This window comes from Streptomyces sp. NPDC033131 (assembly GCF_055578365.1).
This window is the reverse complement of record NZ_JBVIPA010000003.1, coordinates 250,922-277,106: the sequence shown is the minus strand read 5'-3', so window position 1 is coordinate 277,106 and position 26,185 is coordinate 250,922. Positions and strand designations below refer to the sequence as shown.

The following is a 26,185-nucleotide window of genomic DNA, read 5'->3' as shown; positions in this document are numbered from 1 at the left end:
GACGGGGCCCGGCGGGGGTGGGTCGCGCTGCCCGGCGTTGGCGGGGTGCCGTCCGCGCCCACCCGTGCCGCCCTGGCGGCACGATTGCCCGCGGGGTGGCGGGGTGGGCTGCCCGCGGCCCGCGAGCACAGCTGGCGGCGGGCACAGCTGGCGGCGGGCTGCGTCCGTGCCGCACCAGCGGCACGACTGCCCGCGGGGTGACGGGTGCCCCGCCAATCGGGCGGAATCACGCCCCCGCCGTGTGCTCGACCGGCATGGCGTCCTCGTTGGTCCGTCCTTGCCCGGCATGGTCATGTGTTTATGCGACTGCCTATGCCCGTGCCCGTTTCCCTCTGTCTCGCAGCAGCCGCCGCCCTCTTCCCCATGTCGGCGTACGCCGCCGACTCGGGCGGTCTCTGTGCCGCCTCCGGGGACCAGGCCTTTCCGGTCACCACGCGTATTCACGGCGGACCCCCCTCCTACGAGGCCGGGGGTGGATACGGCACCTGGTATCTGGACCTCACCAACACCACCACCCGGACCTGCGCGAACATCCACCCGGTCGTCGTCCTCGCCGACGAGCGGCGGGCCCTGGAACCCTCTCAGCCCCGCCTGGAGTTCTACGACGGCACCGTGCGGGGCAGCACCCGCCCCCACCCCGTCCGCGTCGAGCGCACCGACGCCGACGAGCTCGTGGGCGCCTTCGCCGACGAGCGGGCAGGCTTCCCCGGGTTCACCGTCGGGCCGGGACAGACCCTCACGGTGAAGGTCCGGCTCGCGGTCACCTCGGACGCGGTACCGAACGAGGTCACCGCCAACGCGGCCGTCGTACAACGCCACGACGACGACGGCGAGTGGATCGGCCAGTCCAACGACTACCGCTTCGGCATCGACACCGAACCGTCCCCCGAGCGCAGCCCGGGCCTCGAACCCACCGCCACCGCCACCGACACCACGACCGACACCACGACCGACACCACGACCGACACCGCCCACACCCCAACCCCCACAACCCTCACGACCCCCACCTCCACCCCGACCCCCACCACCCCCCGCCTCCCCTTCTCCGACGAGGCCCAGGAACTCGCCCTCACCGGCCTCCGCACAGCCGTCGCCCTCGCGGCCCTCGCCCTGCTGCTCGTCACCGGCGGTGCCCTGCTGCTGGCCCGCGGACGTCGCTGACCCGGTCTGCCCCCGTCTCCCGGAACGGGTCGTTCCCCAAGATCCGGCCACTGTCTAGGCTGGGCGCACCCAGCACCGCGTTCATGCGGCATGCGTACGGCAGGAGACCCCGCACATGGCAGACCGCAGGCCCATCGAGTCGTGGCTCACCGACATGGACGGTGTGCTCATCCACGAGGGCGTACCGATCCCCGGCGCCGAGGCCTTCCTCAAGAGGCTGAAGGAGTCCGGCAAGCCGTTCCTGGTCCTCACGAACAACTCGATATACACCCCGCGCGATCTGCACGCCCGGCTGCGGCGCATGGGCCTGGACGTGCCGGTGGAGTCCATCTGGACCTCGGCGCTGGCCACCGCCCAGTTCCTGGACGACCAGCGGCCGGGCGGCTCGGCGTACGTGATCGGCGAGGCGGGCCTGACCACCGCGCTGCACGACATCGGCTACATCCTCACCGACCACGAGCCGGACTACGTCGTCCTCGGCGAGACCCGCACGTACTCCTTCGAGGCCATGACCAAGGCCGTACGGCTCATCGAGGCCGGCGCCCGCTTCATCGCGACCAACCCCGACGAGACCGGCCCCTCCACCGAGGGCCCGCTCCCGGCGACCGGCGCCGTCGCCGCGCTGATCACCAAGGCGACCGGCAGGCAGCCGTACTTCGCCGGCAAGCCGAACCCGCTGATGATGCGGACCGGGCTCAACGCGATCGGCGCGCACTCCGAGACCAGCGCCATGATCGGCGACCGCATGGACACCGACGTACTGGCCGGCATAGAGGCCGGAATGCAGACGTTCCTGGTGCTCACCGGCCTGACCCGGCCCGAGCAGGTCGAGAACTTCCCGTACCGGCCGTCCAAGGTCGTGGACTCGATCGCGGACCTCGTCGACCGGGTCTGAAACCTTCTTGACCCGTTCGGAGCAGTGCGGCCCCGCTGAGGGTGCGGGGCCGCGGCCCGAGGGGGAGGCTCCGGGTATCTGGAGGTTCACGATGGGTTCAGCACGTCTCACTCTCTGCACCGCTCTCATGGTCGCCACCGCGCTCACCCCGACGGCGTACGCGGCGGACGGGGGCAGCGGCATCGCGGTGACCCCCTCGTCCCCCGCCCCCGGCACCGACATCGCGCTGCGGGTCTCGGACTGCACGTCCCGGACCGCCACGGCCGTCTCGGCGGCCTTCGTCGCGGACATCGAGCTCACCGGCGTCGACGGCACGCTCGTCGGCGAGACCCGCGTGAGCACCTCGGTCGAGGCGGGCTCCTACGAGGTGAAGGTCACCTGCGGCGACAGCGACCGCAAGGCCTCCCTGACCGTCGTGGAGAAGGCACCGCGGTCCGGCCGGCCCGAACACCAGCCCACCACCCCCGCCTCCCCGGTCGCCCCGGTGAAGGCCGGAGGCGGCGGCACCGCGCGCCTCGCGGCCGTGGACGCCGCCGAGGACGCCCGCGCCGCCGCCGGTCCCGGCACCGGGCACGCCGTGATCGGTCTGATCCTCGCCGCGGCAGCCGCGGTGGCCGTCGTGCTCCGGAGTACCCGCCGGAGCCGCGGGACGGGCTGACCGCCATGTCCGACCACGAACGTTCCTTCACCACCGGCCGTCTGGTGACCGGCGTGGCCTGGGCGCTGCTGCTGCTCGGGCTGTGGCTGTGGGGGCGCGAGGTGACCGACGTACGCCCCGGGATATCCGCGCCCACCACGGGAGACATGGCGGCGGTCGGGCGGCCGCCGGAGGTGGAGCTGCCGCCCGCGCACCGGCCGCTCGGCGCGGCCCTGCCGCAGCGCGTCGACATCCCCTACCTCGGCGTGCAGGCGCCCGTGGTGGCGCGCGGCCTGGACGCGGAAGGCGCGATCGACCCGCCGCCGTTCGAGCAGTCGGGGATCGTGGGGTGGTACGCCGGGGGCGTGCGGCCGGGGGCCGCCGGGACCGCGCTGATGGTGGGGCACGTCGACACCCGGACCCGGCCCGCCGTCTTCTACAAGCTCAGTTCCCTCAAGCCCGGCGAGACGGTCCGGGTGATCCGCGACGACGGCAAGGTCGCCGAGTTCACGGTCGACGACGTCCAGGTCGTCACCCGCGACCACTTCGACGCGCAGCAGGCCTACGGCCCGCGCCAGACCGGACGGGCCGAACTGCGACTGATCACCTGCGGCGGCAGCTTCGACCGGGCCAGCCGCAGCTACACGGCGAACGTGATCGTCTCGGCGTACCTCACGGGCAGCGGACTCTAGAACTCCCGTACAACCAACTCCCGTACAACCCTGGGTGGCGGTCGGATGTCTGAGTGGCTGGCGGGGCGAGGTTCGCCCTGCGGGGAGGAACCCAGGGATGATCAACCGCCGACGCAGGACGGGGGCGGTTCTGGCCGCCTTCGCGGCCGCCGTCGCGGCATGGCTGCCCGTCACGTCCGCCCGGGCGGCCGACGGCCCGGTCGTGCACATCGACGTGCGGAGCGAGGCCATCGGGCTGCCCGTACCGCCGAGCGATGATCCGCCGCAGATCAGTTGGCTCCTGAGGAACGACGGGCCCGGCGCGGCGAAGGACGTGACCATCAGCGCGGACCTCAGTGCCGTCAAGGACTGGGTCACGGTCAACGGAAAGTCGCTCGACACCTTCACCTGGCCCGCGCTCGAGGACGTCCCCGAGGGCGACAACGCCGGCTACATCGTGGATCTGAACGCCAAGCCCGGCACCCCGCTCGGCACCACCGGCACGGTGACCCTGAGCGGCACGTCGTCCAACGGCACCGTGGTGTCCGTCCCCGTCGAACTGACCGCGGGAACCACCGAGCTGACGGTGAACAAGCTGCCCGACCGGAAGGGTGACAAGCCCGGCTCCACGGTCGAGTCCCCGGTCACGATCAGCAACACCGGCACGCTGCCCGCCGAGGGGGTCCAGCTGCGGCTGCGCACCACCATCGGGCTCGCGTACGCGGAGCGCTTCTCGAACTGCGTGTACTCCAAGGCCGTCGGGGACGCCTACGGTCCGACCGAGCAGGCGCTGTGCACGTTCGACACGGTCGTCGAGCCCGGCAAGAGCTACCGGCTGGAGCAGCCGGTCGAGCTGGACGTGACCCCGCAGGCCCTGTTCGAGTACTTCAGCCACGAGGCACTGCCCCTGACCGGCGGCGACACCAAGCCTCCCGCGGGGAACGGTCCCGCGCTCTCCCTGGTCGCCGCCGGAGCCGCGGCCACCGACGGCACACCGATCAGCCGACGGCACATCGACGCCGACAGCACCGCCGACATGGTCGCGGGCGGCGACACCGCCGAGGGCACACCGGGCGACCTGGTGCACGTGGACGTCTCCCTGAGCAACGAGGGCCCGGGCTGGGTCGGCTACAACGCCAGCGACGACCAGCCCGCGCTGCTGGTGACCGTCCCCACCGGCACCAAGGCCGTGGAGGTCCCCGACCGCTGCAGCGTGTGGAACGAGGAGGCGGAGTCCGGTACGGGCGAACAGACGCCGGGCGCGCCGCAGTACATCTGCCACCCCCGTCCGGTCCAGTTCGCCGTCGGGGACACCCGTTCCTTCCGGTTCGGCCTGCAGATCCGCGAGAACGCCCGGACGACCACCGGCGAGGCCCTGGCCACCACGGCGTACGGCAACACCATGACCTTCGACGACGAGCACGGCAACGACACCGCGCCCGTCACGGTCAAGGTCGAGGGCGGCGCCGACGGCGCCCCCGCGCCGAGTGCCTCCGCGTCGGCGTCCGCCGCCCCCGGGGCCGGCGGCAACAGCCCCCGGACCCAGACGGTCTCCGCGGCCGACGACAGCACCGGCACCGGCTCCCTCGCCAGCACCGGCGGCAACGGCACCCGGCCGCTGGTGGCCGCCGCCACGGGCGCTCTCCTGCTCGGCGGCGCACTGGTCCTGTTCGTCCGGCGCAACCGGGCCTGACAGGTGATTGTGGCCGGCACCCGGCCCGGTCGGCGGCCCGCTCCCCCCGAAGCCGCCGACCGGGCTGGTCCTCGACCGCGCGCGCACGGGCTGCGGGAGAAACCCGGCGTCGGCGCGGGAGGCCTGAGTGGCCAGGGGCTGGGGCCGTATGAGAAGACTCTAGGGCGGATGAGCGCAGGGGCCTAGAGGTCGATTGACGCCAAGCTCCCGTCCGGTGGCTGTGCGTCATCCCCGCTGGTGACGCGAAGTGCGCGGGGCGGTACCCGGTTTCTCCGGCGTCCCGCCGATCCGCGTCTCCTCGCGCGGTTCTCCGTCGCCCGCGAGCCGGGGGCGGAGGCCACCACGACCACCGCCCTCGCGACCCGGGCGGGCGGCAGCCGGCGCTCGGTGCGCATGCCCTCGGCCTGTTCGACGCGCGCCCTGCCGCACCGGTCCGGCCGAAACCGCGCCTGGTCGCGCGCGCTTTGTGCGGGCGCGCGCCGCCCTGGGCCATGGGGGCCGTAACAGCTCTTGGACAAGGCGCGGACGGCGTCGTGGGCCGCGCGGCGGGTGTGTCAGGATTGGGGCTTGGAACGGTGCACCCAAGGGGGGTTGGATGTACGTCAGCTGGGGGGCTCGAACACGCGCTTCCGCGACGGTGCTGGGGGCGGCACTGCTGATAGCGGGATGTTCCTCGTCGGGGGACGGGGACGACGAGAAGGACGGCGCCGGCGCCGGGATCACACAGCAGCCCAAGGCGAGTGACCCTTTCTGGGTCAACCCCGCCGGCAACGCGGCGGAGCAGGTCGTCGCCTACGAGAAGTCCGGCAAGAAGGCGGAGGCCGAGCAGATCCGCAAGATCGCCGAGCAGCCGACCGGCGAGTGGATCGGCGTGGAGGACCCGGAGCAGGAGGCACGCGGCTTCACCGAGGCCGCCGAGAAGGCCGACCGCACGGCCCTGCTGGTCCTCTACAACATCCCGCACCGCGACTGCGGCCAGTACTCGCAGGGAGGCGCCGCCGACGGCAACGCCTACCGGACCTGGATCGACGGCGTGGCCAAGGGCATCGGCGACCGCTCGGCGACGGTGATCCTGGAACCGGACGCCGTACTGCACCTGGTCGACGGCTGTACCGGCGAGGAGTTCCACGAGGAGCGCTACGCCCTCCTCACGGAGGCCGTCGGCAAGCTCAAGACCCTGAAGAACACCAAGGTCTACATCGACGCGGGCAACGCCGGCTGGGGCAACCCCGACCAGATCTTCGAGCCCCTGCAGCGCGCGGGCATCGACCAGGCCGACGGCTTCTCGGTCAACGTCTCCAACTTCTACTCCACCCAGGAGTCCATCGCCTACGGCAAGAACCTCTCCTCGAAGGTCGGCAACAAGCCCTTCGTCATCGACACCAGCCGCAACGGCAACGGCCCGTACACGGGCGGAAACCAGGACGAACGCTGGTGCAACCCGCCCGGCCGGGCGCTGGGGGAGACCCCGACGACCAAGACGGCGGACCCCCTGGTGGACGCCTACCTCTGGGTCAAACGCCCGGGGGAGTCGGACGGCGAGTGCAAGGGCGGCCCGAAGGCCGGGGAGTGGTGGGCGGACTACGCACTGAAGCTGGCCAAGGCTTCCGGATAGTCCCTTCCACGCGTCTGGGGGCGCCCTCCGTGACGGAGGGCGCCCCCAGACGCGTACTGCCCACGGGCTAGGGAACCTTGACCCACCGCGCCTTGCTCGGCGTCCCCTGGTCGTCGTTCACGAACACCATGTACCACCCCGACTGAACCAGGTTCTTGTTCTTCGGGACGGTCACGGTGACCTTGTCGCCCGACGTCTTGAAGTCCAGCGCGATCGACCGCTGGTCGACATCCGTCACGTGCGTCGCGGCACTGGGCCGCATCAGCCGCACCGACTTGATCGACGACGCGTGCTGCGAGGTGAACGTCCCCGACTCGCCGCGCTCGATGGTCTGCGGGCCGCCCGAGAGCGAGGGCCGCGAACCCTGGTACAGGTACGGCGGCGTGTAGATCTCGATCCGCTGCTCGAACTCGCCGGGCTTCGTGTTCGCCTTGTCCGCGTACAGCGAGTCCGAACCGAAGAACATCACCCGCCCGTCCGGCAGCAGCAGCGACCCGGAGTGGTAGTTCCGGCCCACCAGCGGCTCGGCGACCTCCTTGAAGGTCTTCGTGTCCGGCTGGTACAGCCGCGCCTGGAGGATGTTGGAGTCACCGCGTCCGCGGTAGTCCTCCGAACCGCCCGACACGAGAACCGTGTCGTCGGGCAGCACCGAGGCCTGCGGATAGCGCGTGCCCTTCTCCATGCTCGGCCCGTCCTCGAACTTCGGGCTGTCCGCCTTCAGGTCGATGAGCCGCGTCTTGTTGCTGGACAGCTGGGACTCGCCGACCCCGCCGCCGCCGATCACCATGTACTTCTCGTCCTGCGCCGGCGGCAGCAGCACGGTCCCCGCGGTCTCCAGCATGTTCGGGTCGCTGAGTCCGGGCAGCTTGGTGAACTTGTTGGTGTCCACGTCCCAGACGCCCGGGTCGCGGCCCACGTCGTCCGGACCGTAGCCCGCGTTCGCGCCCGAGTAGAAGATCTTGCCGTTCTGCATCAGGAACAGCGCCGGGTACGTCGGGAACTGCATGGTCTCCGGCAGGTAGGACCACTTCTTGGTCTTCGGGTCGAAGACCTCGTTCTTGCCGGGGACCAGCTGCCCGATGTCGTCGAGGCCGGAGACGCTGAGGATCTTCCCGTCGCTCAGGGTGGTGAGCGTCGGGTACCAGCGGGCCTCCTTCATCGGGTCGACCTTGATGTACTTCTCGGCGACCGGGTCGAACTCGAAGGCGTCCCGGATGCCCTGGAAGTCCTTCTTGTCCAGGGCGAGCTTCTGCGCGATGCCGTACGTGTTCTTGGCGTCGGCGCCGGACAGCCCCTGCACCTTGTAGTTGTCCTGCGTGCCCGTCTCGTACCTGGCGCCGCTCTTCTGCGCCTCGACGTAGATACGGCCCAGGCCCGGGGTGTTGCCGAGGAACTCGCCGGTCGTCTTGTCGAACTTCTTCGTCGCCCGCTCGACGACGACCGGGTCCTTCGACACGAAGGTCTTGCCGTTCTCCTTGCCCACGAACGTGGTGCCCGCGGGCAGGGTGATCGGCTTGTCCGGGTTCTCGTTGTGGACGATCATCAGGCCGCCGGCCTTGGTGACGTCACCCTTCAGCTTCTCGTACCGCTTGGTGCCGCCGGCGATCAGCAGGTTGCCGTTGGCGAGCTGGGTGTGGCCGGTACAGAACAGGTCCTTGGGCGTCGGCACCTTCTTGATGGTGCCCTTGACCGGGTCCCAGATCCGGGTGTCGAACTTCTTGTCGTCGAAGTTGTCCTGGTTGTTGCCCGACCCCGCGACGAGCAGCACCTTGCCGGTGCGCAGCAGCGCCGCGTGGATGGTGTTCTGCCGGTACTTCTCCGGGAACTCGATGACGTCCCATTTGCCGTTCGCGGCTTTGTATTCCGGCTTGTTGATTTGGTACTGGTGGTATTTCTCGGTCCCGAAGCGGTACAGCCACGGCCCGTTCATCCCGGCCAGCGCGAGCACCACCGCCGTACCTATCGCGAGTCGACGGGCGCGGCGGCGGCCTGCACGGTCGTTCATTCCTTACGTCCCCCAAGTCCACCAAGGGCGATCTGCATGGTCTGGTCTTCCGTCCCGTTCGAGGCGGCCCAGCTCGGCCTGTGCTGCGGGGCGTGCTGGGCCGGTGTGCGCTGCACGGGCAGCGGCTGCGGCTCGTAGGTCCCCGCGGCGGCAGCGGGCTGAGGGGCGGGAACCGCGTCCTGCGGCTCCTGCGTGGGCACGTCCGGCTTCTTCTTCGCCTGACGGAGCATGTGGCGCCAGGCGAAGATCGGCGTGGCGGTGATCAGCGTGGCGAACATCGCCCAGATGATCATCGCCGGGTGCGAGTGCCCGAGGACGAAACCGGCGACGATCGAGCCGGTGAAGAGCACGATGAAGTACCAGTGGTACCGGAAGGTCCCGAACCACCTGTCCGGGCTCGCGGAGTCGCCCTTGGGCGTGACCACGAACTTGCTCTTGCGGCGCAGGACGGAGTCGATCAGCGCCTTCGCGTAGAGCGGCGCCGACAGGGCGGACATGACCATGCCCGCCACACCGCCGGACCCCTCCGGCTCGTGCGGGGAGACGTTGTGCCGGCGGTTCCAGATGTAGAGGCCGATCTGGAGCGCGGAGGCGTTGCCGTAGAGCATCAGCCACACGGTCGGGTCGATGTTCACACCCGAGGCGCCCAGGCCCAGGAACAGTGCGCAGCTCAGTGCCGCGAGGATCCAGTTGAGGGCGGACATCGGGTAGAAGATGATCATCATCGTGTAGTTGAAGAGCTTGCTCGGCGGCAGCGAGTACCAGCCCTTCCAGTACTGCTTGAGGATCGTCTCGTAGGTGCCGCGGGACCAGCGCATCTGCTGGGTGAAGAAGTCCGTCCAGGCGCTGGGGCCCTCACCGACGGCGAGGACGTCCGGGGTGTAGACCGAGCGCCACTTCTTGCCCGTCGCCGGGTTCTTGTGGCGGTGGATCTCGAAGCCGGTGGCCATGTCCTCGGTGATCGAGTCGTACAGGCCGCCGATCTGCTTGAGCGCCTTGATGCGCACGGCGTTCGAGGTACCCACGAACATCGGCGAGCCGTAGCGGTTGCCGGCCCGCTGGATCAGCGCGTGGAAGAGGAACTGCTGCGACTCGGCGGCCTTGGTGATGAAGTTGTCGTAGTTGCCGTAGACCTGCGGGCCGATGACGAAGCCGATGTTCGGGTCGCGGAAGAAGCCGAGCATCCGCTCCAGGTAGTTCGGCAGCGGCACGTGGTCGGTGTCCACGGAGGCGAAGAAGTCGTAGTTGTCGCCGTGCGCGTCCAGCCAGGCGTTGTAGTTGCCGTGCTTGGTCTTGGCGCGGTGCGGGCCCTTGGCCTGGTTCCACTTCGCGATGCCCTTGCGGGAGAAGTGGTGCACGCCGAGGCGCTCACAGACCTCCTTGACCGCCGGGTCGTCGCCCTCGTCGAGGAGCCAGACGTGCATGAGGCCGCGGTGCCGGATCTTCACCGCGGCTTCCAGGGTCTTCGTCACCATGTCCAGCGGTTCCTTGCCGGGAACGAAGGACGTGAGGAACGCCACTCTGGTGCCGGTCTCGGGCACCACCGGAATCGGGTCGCGGGCGACCAGGGTGGCGTGGGCGTTCGACAGCACGTTCATGCACCGGAAGAACTCGATCAGGCCGATCGAGACGAGCATCACGATGTCGAGCGCGGGCAGCCAGGAGAAGGCCGGGTAGTCGCGCTCGGTCCAGTGCTCGGGCTGGAGCAGCCAGGCCAGCAGGACCAGCGAGAGCAGGGGTGCGGCGGCCAGCATCAGCGCGACTCTGATGCGGTGCGGCTCCTGCGAGATCAACGAGCGGTACTGCACCCTGTACGGCTTGCCCGGATCGGGCTGCGTGAGGGGACCGGCCAGTCTGCTGTAGTGCTCGTAGTCGTATTTGGGCAGTGTTTTCTTGATCCGGCGGAACGAACCGGTCCGATGCGAAGGCACCCTGAGCTGGGTGGTCTGGGACGGATCGAGGTCCTGCCGGGCGCCCGTCGGCGTCGACGTCATGAGTCATTCCCCCCACACGCGGGAACGCCGCGTGTTTCGTCGTTTCCTTACGTCTGCTCAGGTCCCCCTCGACCTTCACAGGCGTATCAGCGGTGGGTCGCAGTCACCACATGCTCCACACTTACAGGACACGGAACCACGACCTTCCGGTTGCATGATGCCCCCCTCGGCATCCGGTCGTGAACGGGGCCCCTCTCCCCGATCAACCGGGCAACCGGATCCTTCCCCCCAACTGCCGCGTATCGGCAGCATCTTGAAAACCAGGGTTCTACGGTGTTCATCATGATCGCAAGATGCGAAACGCGGTGTTTACCGGTCATACGCGTTCATTGTGGCGCCTGTGGGGAACTTGTGGAGTCATTGTGCACGGCGAAATGGCCGACGACCCGGCCGGAGAGCGGACAGGCCCCCCGCCTGGGCGGGGGGCCTGTCGTGTCTGTGCGCCGCCAGGGACTCGAACCCCGGACCCGCTGATTAAGAGTCAGCTGCTCTAACCAACTGAGCTAGCGGCGCCCGCTGACCTGCACAACTCTACCGGATGCCGGAGAGTGCCCCGGACCACCGGGCGCCGCCGGGCGGCCGCCCCGGAGCGGGCCGCCGTACATCATTCGGACCGTCAGCATGCGCGTCTCGATGACAGTTGAGAAACTGTCGAATGTGCACAGGTGCGGACATTTCCATCTGGAATGTGAAGGGAATCGCATGACGACTCCGGTCTTCGAGGAATTCGATCCCGCGAGCGACTGCGACTGCCCCGGATGCGTTCACTGGCGGCGGGTCCTGCCGCACTCCCTGTCGTCCCCGGCCGGCCGCCATCCCGCCGCCCACCGGGCGGTGCTCCTCGCCGCGGCGGCCTCCACGGCGCTTGTGTCGGGCCATGCGGCACCGGCCGTCGCCGCCTCCCACGCGCCCGCCCGTCCGGGCGTTCCCGCAGGTGACGAGCCCGAGACCCCGCAGGGCGGCAAGGCCCCGCTGCACGGCCCCGGGGGGCTGCCCGCCAAGCCCGCGGTCCCGGTGAGGACGCCCGCGACCACCCGCGCGGACATCATCACCCGGGCCAAGCAGTGGGTCGCCGCGAAGGTGCCGTACAGCATGACCGGGTACTGGTCCGACGGGTACCGGCAGGACTGCTCGGGCTTCGTGTCGATGGCCTGGAATCTCCCGGGCAACGAGTGGACGGGCAGCCTCGGCCAGTACGGGGTGCGGATCGCCAAGGACGATCTGCAGCCCGGCGACATCCTTCTCTTCCACAACCCGGCGGATCCCGAGAAGGGCTCGCACGTGGTGATCTTCGGCGGCTGGACGGACTACACGCACACCTACTACGTCGCCTACGAGGCGACCCGCCCGCACGCCCGCCGGCAGTCCACCCCGTACGCCTACTGGAGCCACTCCAAGCGGTACGTCGCCTACCGCTACAAGGGGCTCGCGGCCGGTACGGCGGGGGCGCCACCGGACACCACGAAGCCCGACAGTGCCAAGCCGGGCGCGCCGGCCGTGACGCCGTTCCCCGGACCGGCGTACTTCGGTCCGGGCGCCAACAACAAGTACGTCACCCAGCTCGGCCGCCTGCTCGTCGAGCGCGGCGCCGGGCGGTACTACACCTCCGGTCCCGGCCCGCGCTGGTCGGACGCCGACCGCAGGGCGACCCGGGCCTTCCAGCAGGCCCAGGGCTGGCGGGGCGCCGACGCGGACGGGCTGCCGGGTCCGCGGACCTGGGCACTGCTGGTGACGGGGCAGGGCAGGGACGTCACGGCCGGGGCGGCCGGGCCTGCCGGACCCGCTTCCCACGGGGTGTCCGGCTATCCGGGGCGGGCGATGTTCCGGCCCGGGGCGCACAACACGTACGTCACCGAGCTCGGGAAGCAGCTGGTGAAGAAGGGATTCGGCACGTACTACAAGACCGGGCCGGGACCGCGCTGGGGCGAGGCGGACCGGCGGGGCGTCGAGGCCTTCCAGCGCGCCCAGGGCTGGCGGGGCGGCGCGGCGGACGGCTACCCGGGTCCGGAGACCTGGCGGCGGCTCTTCGCGTAGCCCCGGGGACCGCTCGCCGTCCCGACCCCACGCACTGCCCGCGATCTGCTCGCGATCCCACGCACTGTCATGGCGTATCTGGCGCGGAGGCTGGAGGCACGCATGAGTACGACCACTTCCCACACCCCCGAGTCCGAGGGGCCGTCCCGTCCCGCTCGGCTCATCCAGAACGAGGCGACCACCGAGATCCCCGTCCACCTGCTGTTCCGCGACGAACCCGACCTGGTGTCGGTGCCGCTGAAGCCGGCGGTCGTGGGGCGGCGGCACGGGACCGGGGAACAGCCCCGGTTCCGGCGTCAGGTGCCCCTGGAACCGCGGCCCGCGCCGGAGATCGACCCCGCGCTGACGGAACGGCCCGCGCGGGTGCTGCCGGGTGCGGCGGGCGTGTTCGCCGGTGTCTGCGGGGCGGCCGGCGCTCTGGCCACGTCGTGGTGGGCGGGCGCGCTGCCGCCGCTCGTGGTGGAGGCGCTGGGGCTGCCGTCGTACGCCGGGACGGGTCTCGGTCCCGCGCAGTGGGCGGCGTACGCGGGGGCGGGCGGCCTCGCGCTGTTCGGGTTCGGCGGGCTGGCGAGGGGGCGGACCGGGCGGGCCTGGGTGCTCGGACTGTTCGGCCGCTACCGGGGCACGGTCCGGCGTACCGGCCTGATGTGGGTCAACCCGCTGCTGCTGCGCCGCCGGGTGGACGTCCGGCTGCGGCACTGGCGCAGCGAGCCGATGCCGGCGGCCGACGCGAGCGGGGTCGCGCTGCGGGCGGTGGTCCTGGTGGTGTGGCGGGTGCGGGACACCGCGCGGGCCACGCTGGGCGTCGAGGACCACGAGACGTATCTGCGCGAGTGCGTGGAGGCGGGGCTCGCCCGGGTGCCGGTGGAGATGCCCGGTTCGGGGCGGGGGCCCGCCGACGCGAGCGGGGACGCGCTGACCCGGCTGGTCGCGGCCGACGTGGCGCCGGTCGGGGTCGAGGTGTTCTCGGTGCAGCCGGTACGGGTGGAGTACGCGCCCGAGGTCGCGTCCGCGATGCACCGCCGAAGGATCGCCGCGCTGGACGCCCAGCACCGGGCGAGCGTGCTCACCTCGGTCGTCGACTCGGTGGAGGACACGGTGACGCGGCTGACCGTGCGGGGGCTGGTGGCGCTGGACGACTACGAACGCAAGGCGCTGGTGAAGGACTTGACGGTGGCGTTCTGCGCGGGGCGCGGAGAGTCCGGGCCGTGATTGGTATGGACATGCCCATGAGGCGGCAATAACCTGGGACTTGGTCTAGACCTACCTGCACAGCTCAGTGAACCTCCCCCACGTTCTCCAGGAGCGGCAGCATGCGCAAAAAGACCAAGTGGTACGCCGCCGCGCTCGGCCTCACGACGACCGGAGCCCTCGTGCTCTCGTCCGGCGGCGCGAGCGGCCACGGCTACACCGACCTCCCCATCAGCCGTCAAAAGCTCTGCCAGAACGGCTCGGTGACCAACTGCGGCAACATCCAGTGGGAGCCGCAGAGCGTCGAGGGCCCCAAGGGATTCCCCGCGTCCGGTCCGGCCGACGGCCGGATCTGTTCCGGCGGCAACACACCCTTCGCCCAGCTCGACAGCCCGAAGACCCCGTCGGGCGGCGCCTGGCCCACGACGAGGGTGTCGGGCGGCCAGAGCTACACGTTCCGCTGGCAGTTCACGGCCATGCACGCCACGACCGACTTCAAGTACTTCGTCACCAGGGCGGGCTGGAACCAGAACCACAACCTGGCCCGCTCCGACCTCAACCTCACCCCGTTCCTGACCGTCCCCTACGGCGGCCAGCGACCCCCGTCCACGCTCTCCCACAGCGGCACCCTGCCCTCCGGGCTGAGCGGCCGTCACGTCATCGTCGCGGTGTGGACGGTCGCGGACACCGCCAACGCCTTCTACGCCTGCTCGGACGTCACGTTCTGACCGCCGCCCGCGGGGGTGCCGGAACTCTGAGCCTTACTTGAGAAAGCCCGGCACCCCCCGCGGGTAGGTTCCCCACACGCCGCCGAACAGGACCGGTGCGGAACATCGGGGGACACCGTGGAAGCGATCTTCGTCGTCATGCCGTTGCTCATGCTCGGGATCGTGGGCTTCGCCGCGTTCGCGGTGATCCGACGCGCCCAGGAGGTCAGCAGCGCCTGGAACAGCGGCCTGACGGCCCAGGCGCGCTGTCTGCGGGCGTACACGTCGACCAGCGGCGGCGGCAGCACGTCCGTGCACACGACCCTGCACCACGTCTACGAGTTCTTCACGCACGAGGGCCGCGTCGTCCGCTTCGACGAGCCGGGCGGCTCGAGGACGACCGTCGCGGGCGACATCGTCCTCGTGCACTACGCGGCGCACCGCCCGGAGCGGGCCACGGCCAAGCCGCCGGCCCGAGGGCGGCTGGCGGCGAGCACCGGCTGCCTGCTGGCGTTCCTCGGCGTGATCGCCCTGGTGAGCCTCGGCTTCATGGCGGTGGCGCTGGTGGTGTTCGTCTGACGGCGGCGTCACGACCCGGGCTCCACATCTGACGGAGTGTCAGCTATCGTGCGCGGCCATGGAGGCCAGTCGACGGAGCACGGTCGCGGAACTCGTCGCGGCACGGTGGGGCGACCACCGGCCCGGACTGTGGTGCGAACAGGGGACACTGACCCACCACGAGGTGGCGGCCGGTGCCGCGGCCAGGGCGGCGCTGCTGGCCGACCTGCTGCCACCCCGTCCACACGTCGGGGTCCTGCTCGACAACACCCCCGAGTACCCGATGTGGCTGAGCGCCGCCGCCCTCGCCCGAGCCGCCGTCGCCGGCGTCAACCCCACCCGCCGCGGCTCCGAACTCGCCCGCGACATCCTGCACACCGAGTGCCGCGTCCTGGTCACCGAACGCACCCACCTGCCCCTCCTCGCCGGCCTCCGGCTCCCCGGCGTACGCCTCCTGGTGACCGACACACAGGAGTACGAGGACCTGCTCGCCCCCTACGCGGACGCGCGGCCGGACGCCTCCCGGGCCACCCCCGCCGACCGCCTCCTGCTCTACTTCACCTCCGGCTCGACCGGCGCTCCGAAGGCCGCGCTGTGCTCGCAGGGCCGCCTGGCCGCCGCCGGGCGCTCGCTGGCCGACCAGTTCGCCGTCCGCCAGGACGACGTGCACTACGTCTGCATGCCGATGTTCCACGGCAACGCGGTGATCGCCGACTGGGCCCCCGCCCTCGCGGCCGGGGCCGGCGTGGCACTGCGCCGGCGGTTCTCGGCGTCCCGGTTCCTGACCGACGTACGGGAGTACCGCGCGACGTACTTCACCTACGTGGGCCGCGCGATCCAGTACCTCCTGGCCACCGAGCCGCGCCCCGACGACCGGGACAACCCCCTGCGGCTGGGCTTCGGCACGGAGGCGGGCGCGGTGGACGCGGCGGCCTTCGAGCGGCGGTTCGGGGTGCGGCTGGTGGAAGGGTACGGCTCCTCGGAGGGCGGCGCGGCGATCCAGTGGCGGCCCGGCACCCCGCCCGGCGCGGTCGGCCCGGCGACGCCCGGGCTCGCGGTGCTGGATCCGGCCACCCGCCAGGAGTGCCCGCCGGCCGTCCTCGACCCGGCCGGACGGCTGCTGAACGGCGACGAGGCCATCGGGGAACTGGTGAACCGCGGACCCAGCCCCTTCGAGGGCTACTGGCGCAACCCGGACGCGGACGCGGCACGGCTGCGGGACGACGGCTGGTACTGGACCGGCGACCTCTTCTACCGCGACACCGACGGCTACCTCTACTTCGCCGGCCGCACCGACGACCGGCTGCGCGTCGACAGCGAGAACCTGGCCGCCGCGATGATCGAGAACATCCTCGCCCGGTACGAGGGCGCGGTCGCCGTCGCGGTGTACGCGGTGCCGGATCCGGTGACCGGGGACCAGGTGATGGCGGCGGTCGCCGGGGACTTCGAACCCCTGGGCTTCGCCGAGTTCCTGTCCGCGCAGCCGGACCTGGGGACGAAGATGGCGCCCCGGTTCGTGCGGGTGGTGGAGCGGATGCCGGTCACCGCCACGAACAAGATCCACCGGGCGCGGCTCAGGAAGGAGGGGGTCCGGTGTGCCGATCCTGTGTGGTGGCGGCCTCCCGGGGAGCAGGCGTACCGGAGGCTGACCCCGGCAGACGCCGAAGGGCCCCTCGTCTGACGAGAGGCCCTTCATCTGTGCGCCGCCAGGGACTCGAACCCCGGACCCGCTGATTAAGAGTCAGCTGCTCTAACCAACTGAGCTAGCGGCGCATGACTCCCGCCGACCACTCTTCGCGGCCGACGACAAGAAAATACTACCTGGCCCGACGCAGTGCTCCGGACCACGTGCCGCTGCCCTAGATCGCCAACGACAGCAGCACCGGAGCCGCCCCCCGGTTCAGCTTGTCCGCTGCCTGGCGGAGCCGGTGGGCGTGCTCGACCGGCAGCGACAGAGCGAGGCAGCCGACCGAGGAGCCGGCCGTGATCGGGACGGCCGCGCAGACCGTGCCGACGGCGTACTCCTGCAGGTCGAGGTGGGGCACGGTGGGCGGCTGGGTCTCCAGGCGGGAGAGCAGCAGCTTGTCGCTGGTGATGGTGCGGGAGGTGAGCCGGGCCATCTTGTGGCGGGAGAGATGATCCCGGCGGCCGTTGTGGTCGAGCTGGCCGAGCAGGCTCTTGCCGAGCGCGGTGGCGTGGGCGGAGTAGCGGAAGTCGACCCACTCGTTGACCGAGGGCGTGGTGGGGCCGTCGGCGTACTGGGCGATGGTGACCTCGCCGTCCACGTACCGGCTGATGTAGACGGCGGCGCCGATCGAGTCGCGCAGCCGGTCCAGGGTGCGCTGCAGCCGCTCGCGCAGCGCCTGGTCGCGACCCTCGGCGGAACCGAGGCGGGTGAGGGCGGCGCCGGTGACGTACGCCCCGTCGGTGCCCTGCTCGACGTAACCCTCGCGGCGCAGCATCCTCAGGAGCGTGGTCAGTCGCTCCGGGTTGAGGCCGGTCAGGCGGGCGAGACGGGTGTCGGTGACTCCGGTGGTGTGTCGCGCCACGGTCTCCAGGACGCGCAGTGCGTCCTGGGCCGAGTGGTACGGCGCGGTCGGCTCGTGCATCAGCGCCACGGTGTTCCCCCTGCGCTCGCTCGGTCGCTCTGGCAACTGGGCCGTAATCCGGACAGCGAATCCCCTCCACGATAGCGGGCAAGAGGCTTGTAGTGAGCGGCTGTTGACGAGATTACGTCGGTCGTGTGGCCCTCTCAGCAGGGATGCTGACACTCTGGCATATGCCGGTGACAAGCTCCGACCCGTGGACCTCGGGTGTTGAGCTCTGTTCACCTCTTGTCGTCACAGCACCGCGCCGAGAAATTCTCGCGTCCGGTCCTGCTCCGGCTCGCTGAAGATCTTCTCCGGCGGTCCCGACTCGATGACCCGGCCGGAGTCGAACATCAGGACCTGGTCGGAGATGTCCCGGGCGAAGTTCATCTCGTGGGTCACACACAGCATCGTGATGTCGGTGGTGCGGGCGATGTCCCGCAGCACGTCCAGGACGCCCGCGACCAGCTCCGGGTCCAGCGCCGAGGTCACCTCGTCCAGGAGCAGCACCTGCGGCCGCATCGCCAGCGCCCGGGCGATCGCCACCCGCTGCTGCTGGCCACCGGACAGCTGGGTCGGGCGGGAGTCCCGCTTGTCGGCCAGGCCCACCAGTTCCAGCAGGTCGCGGGCCCGCTCCTCCGCCTCGTCCTTGGACATGCCGAGGACGGTGACGGGGGCCTCGGTGATGTTCCTCAGGACCGTCATGTTCGGGAACAGGTTGAACTGCTGGAACACCATCCCTATGTTCTTGCGGACCTCGCGGACCTGCTTCTCGGGGGCGGGGAAGAGCCGCTGCCCGTCGACGGTGATCGTGCCCTCGTCGGGCTTGGCCAGCGTCATCAGCAGCCGCAGGATCGTCGTCTTGCCGGAGCCGGAGGGCCCGATCAGCGTGACGTGCTTGCCGGAGTCCACGGAGAAGTCGAGCCGGTCGAGGACGGTGTTCGTCCCGAAGCGCTTGGTGACCTGCTCGAAGCGGATCAGTTCGCTGCCGTCCACCGGCCGGTTGGCGTTGGCGTCGGGCTCTTTCATGAGGGGGGCGTCAGTGGACAAGACGTCGCTCCAGTGCTCGCAGAAGAAGGGAGGCCAGATAGGAAATGAGGATGAAGGCCACGCCGATCACGGTCAGCGGCTCGGTGAACTGGAAGTGCTCCTGGGAGTACAGCCGCGCCTGCCCGAGCATCTCCAGGACGGTGATCACCATCAGCATCGGCGTGTCCTTGAGCATCGCGATGACGTAGTTGCCGAGCGCCGGCACGACCCGGCGGATCGCCTGCGGCAGGATCACCACCCGCCAGGTCCGGGTGACCGGCAGATTCAGCGCCGTCGCCGCCTCCCACTGCCCGGCCGGCACCGCCTCGATACCGGCGCGGTAGACCTGCATCGTGTACGTCGAGTAGTGCAGCCCGATGCCGATCACACCGGTGGACAGCGCGGACAGGGTCACGCCCCACTCCGGCAGCACGTAGAAGAGGAAGAACAGCTGCACCAGCAGCGGGGTGTTGCGTACGAACTCCGTGACCACGCCCACCGGCCAGCGCACCCAGCGCGAGGGCGTGCGCATCAGCAGTGCCCACACCAGGCCGAGGGCGAACGAGATCAACGAGCCCAGGACCAGCGCCTGCAGGGTGACCAGCAGACCGTCCCAGAAGTGCGGCATGAAGCCGCTCACAGCGTCCCAGTCCCACTTCATGAGGCACCTCCGGCCGCGCCGACCCCGGTCGCCTCGGGCCGGGCGAGCTCATCCTTGACGGACACCCCGCGCTGCGGCCCCTTGCCGACCCCCGCCTTCAGCTTCGTCTCCAGCCCCCGCATCACACGGGTGAGCAGGAAGGCGATCACGAAGTAGATCACCAGCAGGTACGAGTAGATCTCCGCGCTCTCCTGCAGGGCCAGCCGCACCAGATTGCCGCTGAACGCCAGGTCGCCCATGCCCATCACCGACACCAGCGCGGTGCCCTTGAGCAGTTCGATCAGCAGGTTGGAGAACGGCGGGATCATCTCCGGCACCGCCTGCGGCAGCATGATCAGCCGCATCCGCTGCCACGGCGTGAAGCTGAGGGCGATCCCGCCCTCCTGCTGCGCCGGGTCGACGGCCTTCAGCGCGCCGCGCACGATCTCCGAGCCGTACGCCCCGTAGGTCAGTCCCAGCGCGAGCGTGCCCGCCCACATCGGGACGAGCTGCCAGCCGAAGGCGATCGGCAGCACGAAGAACACCCAGAAGATCATGACCAGCGCGGAGGTTCCGCGGAACACCTCGGTGTAGAGGCCCGCGAGGAAGCGGACGATCCACAGCCGGTGGGTGCGGGCGATGCCGGCGACGAAGGCCACGGCCGCGCCGAGCAGCGCGCTGAAGACGAGGAGCTGGACGGTGGTCCATATCCCCTTGAGTACGAGTTCCCAGAGTCCCGAGGTCATCCGCCGCACAACTCCTTCGCGGTGAGGTCCGTCATCTCGGCCTCGGTGAACCCGAAGGGCTTGAGGATCCGGAACAACTCCCCACTCTTCTTCAGCTTCTGCAACTCGACGTTGAAGGCGTCCCGCAGATTCGTCTCGGTGGGCCGGAAGGCGAAGGCGCCCCCGTCCACGTGCGGTTTCCCCTCGACGAGCGGCGCGAAGGCCTTGGTGGCCTCGGTTCTGCTCGACTTCTTCACGACTTCGCGGGTGGTGAGCGCGGTCCCGGCGAAGACGTCGACCCGCCCCGCCTCCACGGCGTTCAACCCGGCCACCTGGTCCGGAACGATCAGAATGTCGCTCTCCTTGTATCCCGCCTCGACGGCGTACTGGATCTCGGCGTACCCGGTGCCGGTGGCGAACCTGGCCTTCTTCTCGACGACGTCCTTGTAGTCGTGCAGGCCCTTCGGATTGCCCTTGCGCACGATGAACGAGTCGAGCATCTGGTAGTCGGGGTCGGAGAAGATGACCTGCTCGCAGCGCTCGGGGTTGACGTACATCCCGGCGGCGACGACATCGAACTGCTGGGAGTTCAGCCCCGGAATGAGCGACCCGAACTCGGTCGGCACGGGCTGCACCTTGTCGACCCCGAGCCGTTTGAAGATCACCCTGGCGAGCTCGGGGGCCTCGCCGGTCATCTCGCCGTTCGTGTCGATGTACCCGAAGGGAATCTCACCGGCTATTCCCAGCCGTACGACACCGGCCGCCTTCAGCCGGTCGAGGAGTTCACCGCCCTCGGTGCTCGACGCGGTGGCCACGCGCGAGCACCCGGCGGCACCCAGCGCGCCGAGCGCCGCTACCCCCGCGAGCAGCGACCGGCGTGTGGTCCCGGACCTGTGTGTGCCATGTTCCAGTGGTGGAGCCATGGCGGCGCGGCTACCCGAGACCACACGAGGTATGCCGATCGGTTTCGGCCCCGATCTTCGACAAGGCCCTCTTGACCGGCGAGGGACCATGGAACGCATGGCTGATCGCTACATCGAAGTCTCCCTGGTCAAGCGGGGTATCACCTGCACCGCCAAGCTCCTCGACGACCGCGCCCCGATCACCTGCGCGGCCGTCTGGGACGCCCTTCCCCTGGCCGGCGACGTCTACCACGCCAAATACGCACGCAACGAGATCTACGCCCTGTTCCCCCCGTTCGCGACATCCGAGCCACCCCTGGAAAACCCGACAGTCACCCCCATCCCCGGCGATCTCTGCTATTTCTCCTTCGCCGGAGCGGAACTGGGCACCAAGTCCTACGGCTACGACCGCGAGGTACGCCCGGGTACGACCGTCGTCGACCTGGCCCTCTTCTACGAACGCAACAACCTGCTGCTCAACGGTGACGTGGGCTGGGTGCCGGGCATCGTCTGGGGCCAGATCGTCGACGGCCTGCCGGAACTCGCGGACGCCTGCAACGACCTGTGGCGGACCGGGGCGGCGGGGGAGACGCTCAGCTTCCGGAGGGCGTGACGGAGAGGGCCGTGCCGGCGACCCGGGCCTCGTACAGCGCGTGCGCCGCCCGCAGCACCAGGTCGTCGCGGTGCCGGGCCGCCACCAGTTGGAGGCCGATCGGCAGACCGTCCGCGTCCGTGCCCACCGGTACGGACGCCGCCGGCTGCTGGGTCATGTTGAAGGGGTACGTGAACGGCGTCCAGCCCGTCCAGCGGCGGTGGCCCGACCCCTTCGGGACCTCGGCGCCCGCCTCGAAGGCCGTGATCGGCAGGGTGGGCGTGACCAGCAGGTCGTAGGAGTCGTGGAAGTGGCCCATGCGGCGGCCCAGTTCCATGCGGACGTCGACCGCGGCCAGGTAGTCCAGGGCGGTGAGACGGGCGCCCTGGGCGCAGATCTCCTGGAGGCCGGGGTCGAGCAGTTCACGCTGGTGGGGGCCCAGATGCTGGGTCACGCGGGCCGCGCCGCCGAACCACAGGGCGTGGAAGGCGTCCACCGGGTCGGTGAAGTCGGGGTCGGCCTCCGTGACGTACGCGCCGAGTTCCGCGAGGCGTTCCACCGCACCCCGGACCGCTGCCGCGACCGCCGGCCGCACGGCGACCTGGCCGCCGAAGGAGGGGGAGTAGGCGACGCGCAGACCCCGTACCCCGCCCGAGAGGCCCGCGGCGAAGGAGGCGGGCGGCGTGGAGAGGGCCGACCAGTCGCGGGAGTCCGGGGTGCCGATGACGTCGAGGAGCAGGGCCGCGTCGGCCGCGTCGCGGGTCATCGGGCCCACGTGGGCGAGGGTGCCGAAGGCGCTCGCGGGATAGAGCGGGACACGGCCGTACGTCGGCTTCAGCGCGAAGATCCCGCAGAAGGCCGCCGGGATACGGACGCTGCCGCCGCCGTCCGTGCCCAGGGCCAGCGGTCCCGCGCCCAGCGCCACGGCCGCCGCTGCGCCGCCGCTGGAGCCGCCCGCGGTGCGGGTGGGGTCGTGCGGGTTGCGGGTCACGCCGTTCAGCGGCGAGTCCGTCACGCCCTTCCAGCCGAACTCCGGGGTCGTGGTCTTGCCGAGGAGGACCGCGCCGTGCTCGCGCAGGCGGGCGACGGACGGGGCGTCCTCGTCCCAGGGGCCCTGCTCGGAGATGGTTTTGGAGCCCTTGAGGGTCGGCGATCCGCGCAGCAGCAGGATGTCCTTCACCGTGACCGGGACGCCGTCCAGCAGACCGGCCGGCTCGCCCCGCCGCCACCGGTCGGCCGACGCCCGCGCCTGCGCGAGCGCCTCGTCGGCGGTGAGCCGTACGAACGCGTTCACCTCCGGCTGGATCCGCTCGGCCCGTGCCAGGGTCGCGCGGGTCACCTCGACGGGGCTGAACTCGCCCTTGCGGTAACCGTCGAGGAGTTGTACGGCGCTCAGCCCGGTGAGATCGAGGTCCTGCTCCGTCATGCGCTCTCCAGCCGTGGGGGTTCAGCGTCCGGGGACGTAGCCGCGCTGCTTGTCGACCACGTTCGTCAGTGGTCTGCCCGCCTCCCAGCGCTCGTACAACTCGATGAACTGGTTGCCGAGTTCGTCCCGCCAGCCGATCGTGTCGCCGCTCATGTGCGGGGACACGATCAGGTTCGGGACCTGCCACAACGGGCTGTCCGGGGTGAGGGGTTCGTGCTCGAAGACGTCCAGGGCCGCACCCGCGATCCACCGCTTGGACAGCGCCTCGGCGAGCGCGTCCTCGACGACCAGCTGCCCCCGGCCCACGTTGACGAACCGCGCGGAGGGCTGCATCACGCCGAAGCGGCGGGCGTCGAACATGCCCTGCGTCTGCTCCGTGAGCGGTGCCGCGGCGATCACCCAGTCGGCGCGGGCCATCAGCCGGTCCAGGTCCTCGGGGCCGTGGATGCCGGTCCGCGGGGTGCGCCCGACCAGCGCCGTGGTGATGCCGAGCGCCTTGAGGGTGGCGACGATCGCCCGCCCGATGGGCCCCGACCCGACGACACACGCGCGCGTGCCGGCGACCCGCTGCGACTCGCGGTGCCGCCAGGTCCGCTGCTGCTGGAGCTCCCAGGTGCGGGGCAGGTCCTTGGCCATCGCCAGGACCAGCGCGGCGACGTACTCGGCGATCGGCTGGTCGAAGACGCCCCGGGCGTTGGTCACCACGGTGTCGGACGCCGCCAGTTCGGGACACATCAGATGGTCCACGCCCGCGCTCGCCGTGTGCACCCAGCGCGGCCGCGGCCCCTCGCCCGGCCAGGCCGAACGCACCGCGTGCGAGGTGAAGTCCCAGACCAGCAGCACGTCGGCGAGCGGCAGCCGCTCGGCCAGCGTCGACGCGTCCGCGTGCTCGATCCGGGCCCGGCCGGTCAGACCGCCGAGGCGGGGCAGCGGGTCGGCGTCGAGGACGAGGAGGGTGGGGGGAAGACCGGAGGGGGAGGCGGTCATTCTGGAGCCGTTTCTGAAGCGGTTGTGGAAGCGGGGCCTGTGGCCGACGCCCGAGCCGCTGCCCGAGCCGGTTTCCTGACCGGTTTCCCGAGCCTTTTCCCGGCGGGTGACGGCCGTCCGACATGGGCGGACATGAGCGGTTGACCAAGGCGTGACCTGGGCGTCACGAGGGCGGATTGACCACGCTCGCACCCGAACCTACCTTCGTCAACACGGGCACGTGCACGGTCCGTTCCCCTCCCGCTTCCGACAGTGAGGCCGGTGTCTGCCATGGATGTCACCTTTCTCGGTGGTCCCCGCCCCCAGCGCGGCGTCGGTGTCGTCGCCCCCTTCGACTTCGCGCTCGACCGTGAACTGTGGCGCTGGGTGCCCGACGAGGTGTCCCTCCATCTGACCCGCACGCCGTACGTCCCCGTCGAGGTCAGCCTCGACCTGGCCCGGCTGGTCAGCGAGCACGAGACCCTGCACGACGCGGTACGCACCCTCACCGCCATCGCCCCCGAGGTCGTCGCCTACGCCTGCACCTCCGGCAGCTTCGTCGGCGGGATCGCCGGGGAGCGCGCCATGTGCGGTGCGATGACCCACGCCGGCGCACTGCCCTCCGTGACCACGTCCGGGGCGCTGCTGGAGGCGCTGGCCGAGCTGGACGTACGGCGGGTGGCGCTGGTGACGCCCTACACGGTGTCCGTCACCCGGGCCCTGGAGGAGTACGTGGCGGAGGCGGGCGTCGCCGTCACCGGATGCGCGTACATGGGGCTGACCAGGCACATCTGGAAGGTGCCGTACCGGGACGTGGCGGAGATGGCACGCCGGGCGGTGGACGGCGGCGCCGAGGCCCTGTTCATCAGCTGCACCAACCTGCCGACGTACGACGTGATCCCCCAACTCGAGGCGGAACTGCGCATCCCGGTGATCTCGGCCAACCAGGTCACGATGTGGGCGGCCCTGCGCCGACTGGGTACCCGTGCCGTGGGGCCGTACCAGGCGCTGATCGATCCGGAGGCACGACGGACCGGTCCGGTACTGCCCGACATGCCGGCACTGCCGGACGCGCAGGCACTTCCGGACCTACCGGGACTGCCGGACGAAGAACAGCAGCAGGAAGGGTGGACATGACAGCACTGGGGTTCCTCTATCCGGGCCACTCCGCCGAGGACGACTATCCACGCATCGAGCAACTGCTCGGGAGCGACATCCGGCTGGACCTGGTGCACACCGACATCGGCGAGGACGCCCACCGGGTCGACGCCCTCCTCGAGATGGGCTCGGCGGGCCGGCTCGCGGCCGGCGTCGAGGAACTGCGTATGGCGGGCGCCGAGTCGGTGGTCTGGGCCTGCACCAGCGGCAGCTTCGTGTACGGCTGGGAGGGCGCCCACGACCAGGTCCGCTCCCTGGCCCTCACGGCGGGCATGCCGGCCTCCTCGACGTCCTTCGCCTTCGTGCACGCGGCGAAGGAGATCGGGGCGAAGCGGGTCGCGGTCGGCGCGACGTACCCGGACGACGTGGCCGCGCTGTTCGCGCAGTTCCTGAGGGCGGCGGGCATCGAGGTGGTCGGGGTCCGCGGGTCCGGCATCATCACGGCGGCGGAGGTCGGGACGTGGGAGGAGGCGGAGGTCTTCGCGCTGGCCCGCGCGGCGGACGACGTGTCGGCGGATGCGGTACTGCTCCCGGACACGGCGCTGCACACGGCGGCCCACATCCCGTCCCTGGAGAAGGAACTCGGCAAGCCGGTGCTGACGGCCAACCAGGTCACGGTGTGGGAGGCGTTGCGGCTGACGGACCGACGGGTGAACGCGCCGGCGCTGGGCGCGTTGTTCACCCGTGAGCCGATCATCCAGGCCTGACCCCGCCCACCAGGCACCAGGGGGCTCCGCCCCCTGGCCCCCCGGTCCTTCGCCCACCCGCCCCCCCCGACTCGGTCGGACGAAACGTGACCCTCGCGTCGGTGGCGCACCGCTCAACCCACCGAGTCGGGTGGTGGGTGGGCACAGGCCCGGGGTCCGGGGCGGAGCCCCGGGGCGGTGCGGTCTGACTGGTCGAGTCGGGTGGTGGGTGGGTAAAGGCCCGGGGGTCTGGGGGCGGAGCCCCCCGGCGGACGCCCGCACCGGCGCCGGGTGCCAGGGAATAAGCGGGGA

24 protein-coding genes and 2 tRNA genes are annotated in these 26,185 nt (G+C 70.7%); 15 read left to right on the top strand and 11 right to left on the bottom strand.

Annotated elements, in window-relative coordinates; genetic code table 11:
- The 7 genes from ACZ5XS_RS06515 to ACZ5XS_RS06485 all read left to right on the top strand — a co-directional run.
- Positions 1-201, top strand: a 201-nt coding sequence (locus ACZ5XS_RS06515) for a hypothetical protein (RefSeq protein ID WP_468648355.1), incomplete at its 5' end; no start/stop codon positions are given.
- Between the two features lie 111 nt (positions 202-312).
- A complete protein-coding gene (locus ACZ5XS_RS06510; protein ID WP_468648353.1) occupies positions 313-1,161 on the top strand; it encodes a hypothetical protein in 849 nt (282 codons plus the stop codon).
- Positions 1,162-1,276: 115 nt separating this feature from the next.
- Entirely contained in the window at positions 1,277-2,056 is a 780-nt protein-coding gene (locus tag ACZ5XS_RS06505; protein ID WP_468648351.1) for an HAD-IIA family hydrolase, read from the top strand.
- A 91-nt stretch (positions 2,057-2,147) separates the two neighbouring features.
- Positions 2,148-2,714 (top strand): hypothetical protein, encoded by a 567-nt coding sequence (locus tag ACZ5XS_RS06500; RefSeq protein ID WP_468648349.1) that lies wholly within the window; start codon positions 2,148-2,150, stop codon positions 2,712-2,714.
- Between the two features lie 5 nt (positions 2,715-2,719).
- Positions 2,720-3,385 (top strand): class F sortase, encoded by a 666-nt coding sequence (locus tag ACZ5XS_RS06495; protein ID WP_468648347.1) that lies wholly within the window; start codon positions 2,720-2,722, stop codon positions 3,383-3,385.
- A gap of 97 nt (positions 3,386-3,482) precedes the next feature.
- Positions 3,483-5,057, top strand: a complete 1,575-nt coding sequence (locus ACZ5XS_RS06490) for an LPXTG cell wall anchor domain-containing protein (protein ID WP_468648345.1) — start codon at positions 3,483-3,485, stop codon at positions 5,055-5,057.
- 595 nt (positions 5,058-5,652) lie between these two features.
- On the top strand, positions 5,653-6,672 hold the full coding sequence (locus ACZ5XS_RS06485) for a glycoside hydrolase family 6 protein (protein ID WP_217234859.1): 1,020 nt from the start codon (positions 5,653-5,655) through the stop codon (positions 6,670-6,672).
- A gap of 67 nt (positions 6,673-6,739) precedes the next feature.
- Here the strand turns inward: ACZ5XS_RS06485 and glxA are convergent, their stop codons facing one another.
- The 3 genes from glxA to ACZ5XS_RS06470 all read right to left on the bottom strand — a co-directional run bounded on the left by glxA (position 6,740) and on the right by ACZ5XS_RS06470 (position 11,184).
- A complete protein-coding gene (gene glxA / locus ACZ5XS_RS06480; protein WP_468648343.1) occupies positions 6,740-8,677 on the bottom strand; it encodes a radical copper oxidase GlxA in 1,938 nt (645 codons plus the stop codon).
- Positions 8,674-10,671, bottom strand: coding sequence for a glycosyltransferase family 2 protein (locus ACZ5XS_RS06475; protein WP_468648341.1), 1,998 nt, complete (start codon positions 10,669-10,671; stop codon positions 8,674-8,676). The genes glxA and ACZ5XS_RS06475 overlap by 4 nt, the downstream gene beginning before the upstream one ends.
- Before the next feature lie 439 nt (positions 10,672-11,110).
- Positions 11,111-11,184 (bottom strand) — tRNA-Lys (locus tag ACZ5XS_RS06470).
- Between the two features lie 189 nt (positions 11,185-11,373).
- Here ACZ5XS_RS06470 and ACZ5XS_RS06465 point away from each other — a divergent pair.
- From ACZ5XS_RS06465 to ACZ5XS_RS06445, 5 genes are all read left to right on the top strand, one after another.
- The gene (locus ACZ5XS_RS06465; RefSeq protein WP_468648339.1) at positions 11,374-12,705 is read left to right on the top strand and encodes a peptidoglycan-binding protein; all 1,332 of its coding nucleotides are present in this window, start codon (positions 11,374-11,376) and stop codon (positions 12,703-12,705) included.
- Between the two features lie 102 nt (positions 12,706-12,807).
- A complete protein-coding gene (locus tag ACZ5XS_RS06460; RefSeq protein WP_468648337.1) occupies positions 12,808-13,917 on the top strand; it encodes an SPFH domain-containing protein in 1,110 nt (369 codons plus the stop codon).
- Between the two features lie 101 nt (positions 13,918-14,018).
- Complete coding sequence (locus ACZ5XS_RS06455; protein WP_468648335.1) at positions 14,019-14,624, top strand: lytic polysaccharide monooxygenase auxiliary activity family 9 protein; 606 nt, start codon at positions 14,019-14,021, stop codon at positions 14,622-14,624.
- Positions 14,625-14,741: 117 nt separating this feature from the next.
- The gene (locus ACZ5XS_RS06450) at positions 14,742-15,182 is read left to right on the top strand and encodes a hypothetical protein (RefSeq protein ID WP_468648333.1); all 441 of its coding nucleotides are present in this window, start codon (positions 14,742-14,744) and stop codon (positions 15,180-15,182) included.
- A gap of 58 nt (positions 15,183-15,240) precedes the next feature.
- Positions 15,241-16,842 carry an AMP-binding protein gene (locus tag ACZ5XS_RS06445; RefSeq protein ID WP_468648331.1) on the top strand — a complete coding sequence of 534 codons (1,602 nt, stop codon included), beginning with the start codon at positions 15,241-15,243 and terminating at the stop codon, positions 16,840-16,842.
- 18 nt (positions 16,843-16,860) lie between these two features.
- Here ACZ5XS_RS06445 and ACZ5XS_RS06440 read toward each other — a convergent pair.
- The 6 genes from ACZ5XS_RS06440 to ehuB form a co-directional block, all read right to left on the bottom strand.
- Positions 16,861-16,934, bottom strand: a tRNA-Lys gene (locus ACZ5XS_RS06440).
- Positions 16,935-17,020: 86 nt separating this feature from the next.
- Complete coding sequence (locus ACZ5XS_RS06435; RefSeq protein ID WP_468648329.1) at positions 17,021-17,779, bottom strand: IclR family transcriptional regulator; 759 nt, start codon at positions 17,777-17,779, stop codon at positions 17,021-17,023.
- Between the two features lie 222 nt (positions 17,780-18,001).
- Positions 18,002-18,778: an ectoine/hydroxyectoine ABC transporter ATP-binding protein EhuA gene (gene ehuA / locus ACZ5XS_RS06430; protein WP_468648327.1), complete on the bottom strand. Its 777-nt coding sequence runs from the start codon at positions 18,776-18,778 to the stop codon at positions 18,002-18,004.
- A 10-nt stretch (positions 18,779-18,788) separates the two neighbouring features.
- Entirely contained in the window at positions 18,789-19,439 is a 651-nt protein-coding gene (ehuD, locus tag ACZ5XS_RS06425; protein ID WP_217234849.1) for an ectoine/hydroxyectoine ABC transporter permease subunit EhuD, read from the bottom strand.
- Positions 19,436-20,164: an ectoine/hydroxyectoine ABC transporter permease subunit EhuC gene (gene ehuC, locus ACZ5XS_RS06420; RefSeq protein WP_468648325.1), complete on the bottom strand. Its 729-nt coding sequence runs from the start codon at positions 20,162-20,164 to the stop codon at positions 19,436-19,438. The genes ehuD and ehuC overlap by 4 nt, the downstream gene beginning before the upstream one ends.
- Positions 20,161-21,066 (bottom strand): ectoine/hydroxyectoine ABC transporter substrate-binding protein EhuB, encoded by a 906-nt coding sequence (gene ehuB, locus ACZ5XS_RS06415; RefSeq protein WP_468648323.1) that lies wholly within the window; start codon positions 21,064-21,066, stop codon positions 20,161-20,163. The genes ehuC and ehuB overlap by 4 nt, the downstream gene beginning before the upstream one ends.
- Positions 21,067-21,163: 97 nt before the next feature.
- Between ehuB and ACZ5XS_RS06410 the strand changes: the two genes are divergently transcribed.
- Positions 21,164-21,658 carry a DUF3830 family protein gene (locus ACZ5XS_RS06410; RefSeq protein ID WP_217234846.1) on the top strand — a complete coding sequence of 165 codons (495 nt, stop codon included), beginning with the start codon at positions 21,164-21,166 and terminating at the stop codon, positions 21,656-21,658.
- Here the strand turns inward: ACZ5XS_RS06410 and ACZ5XS_RS06405 are convergent.
- Both ACZ5XS_RS06405 and ACZ5XS_RS06400 read right to left on the bottom strand, forming a co-directional pair.
- Entirely contained in the window at positions 21,639-23,063 is a 1,425-nt protein-coding gene (locus tag ACZ5XS_RS06405; RefSeq protein WP_468648321.1) for an amidase, read from the bottom strand. The two genes, ACZ5XS_RS06410 and ACZ5XS_RS06405, sit on opposite strands and share 20 nt — an antisense overlap.
- Before the next feature lie 21 nt (positions 23,064-23,084).
- On the bottom strand, positions 23,085-24,050 hold the full coding sequence (locus tag ACZ5XS_RS06400) for a D-2-hydroxyacid dehydrogenase (protein ID WP_468648319.1): 966 nt from the start codon (positions 24,048-24,050) through the stop codon (positions 23,085-23,087).
- 270 nt (positions 24,051-24,320) lie between these two features.
- On the opposite strand from ACZ5XS_RS06400, the gene ACZ5XS_RS06395 reads away from it, so the two are divergent.
- Positions 24,321-25,166: a maleate cis-trans isomerase family protein gene (locus tag ACZ5XS_RS06395; RefSeq protein WP_217234843.1), complete on the top strand. Its 846-nt coding sequence runs from the start codon at positions 24,321-24,323 to the stop codon at positions 25,164-25,166.
- The gene (locus ACZ5XS_RS06390) at positions 25,163-25,894 is read left to right on the top strand and encodes a maleate cis-trans isomerase family protein (protein WP_468648317.1); all 732 of its coding nucleotides are present in this window, start codon (positions 25,163-25,165) and stop codon (positions 25,892-25,894) included. Before ACZ5XS_RS06395 ends, ACZ5XS_RS06390 begins: the two co-directional genes overlap by 4 nt.
- Positions 25,895-26,185: the final 291 nt, after the last annotated feature.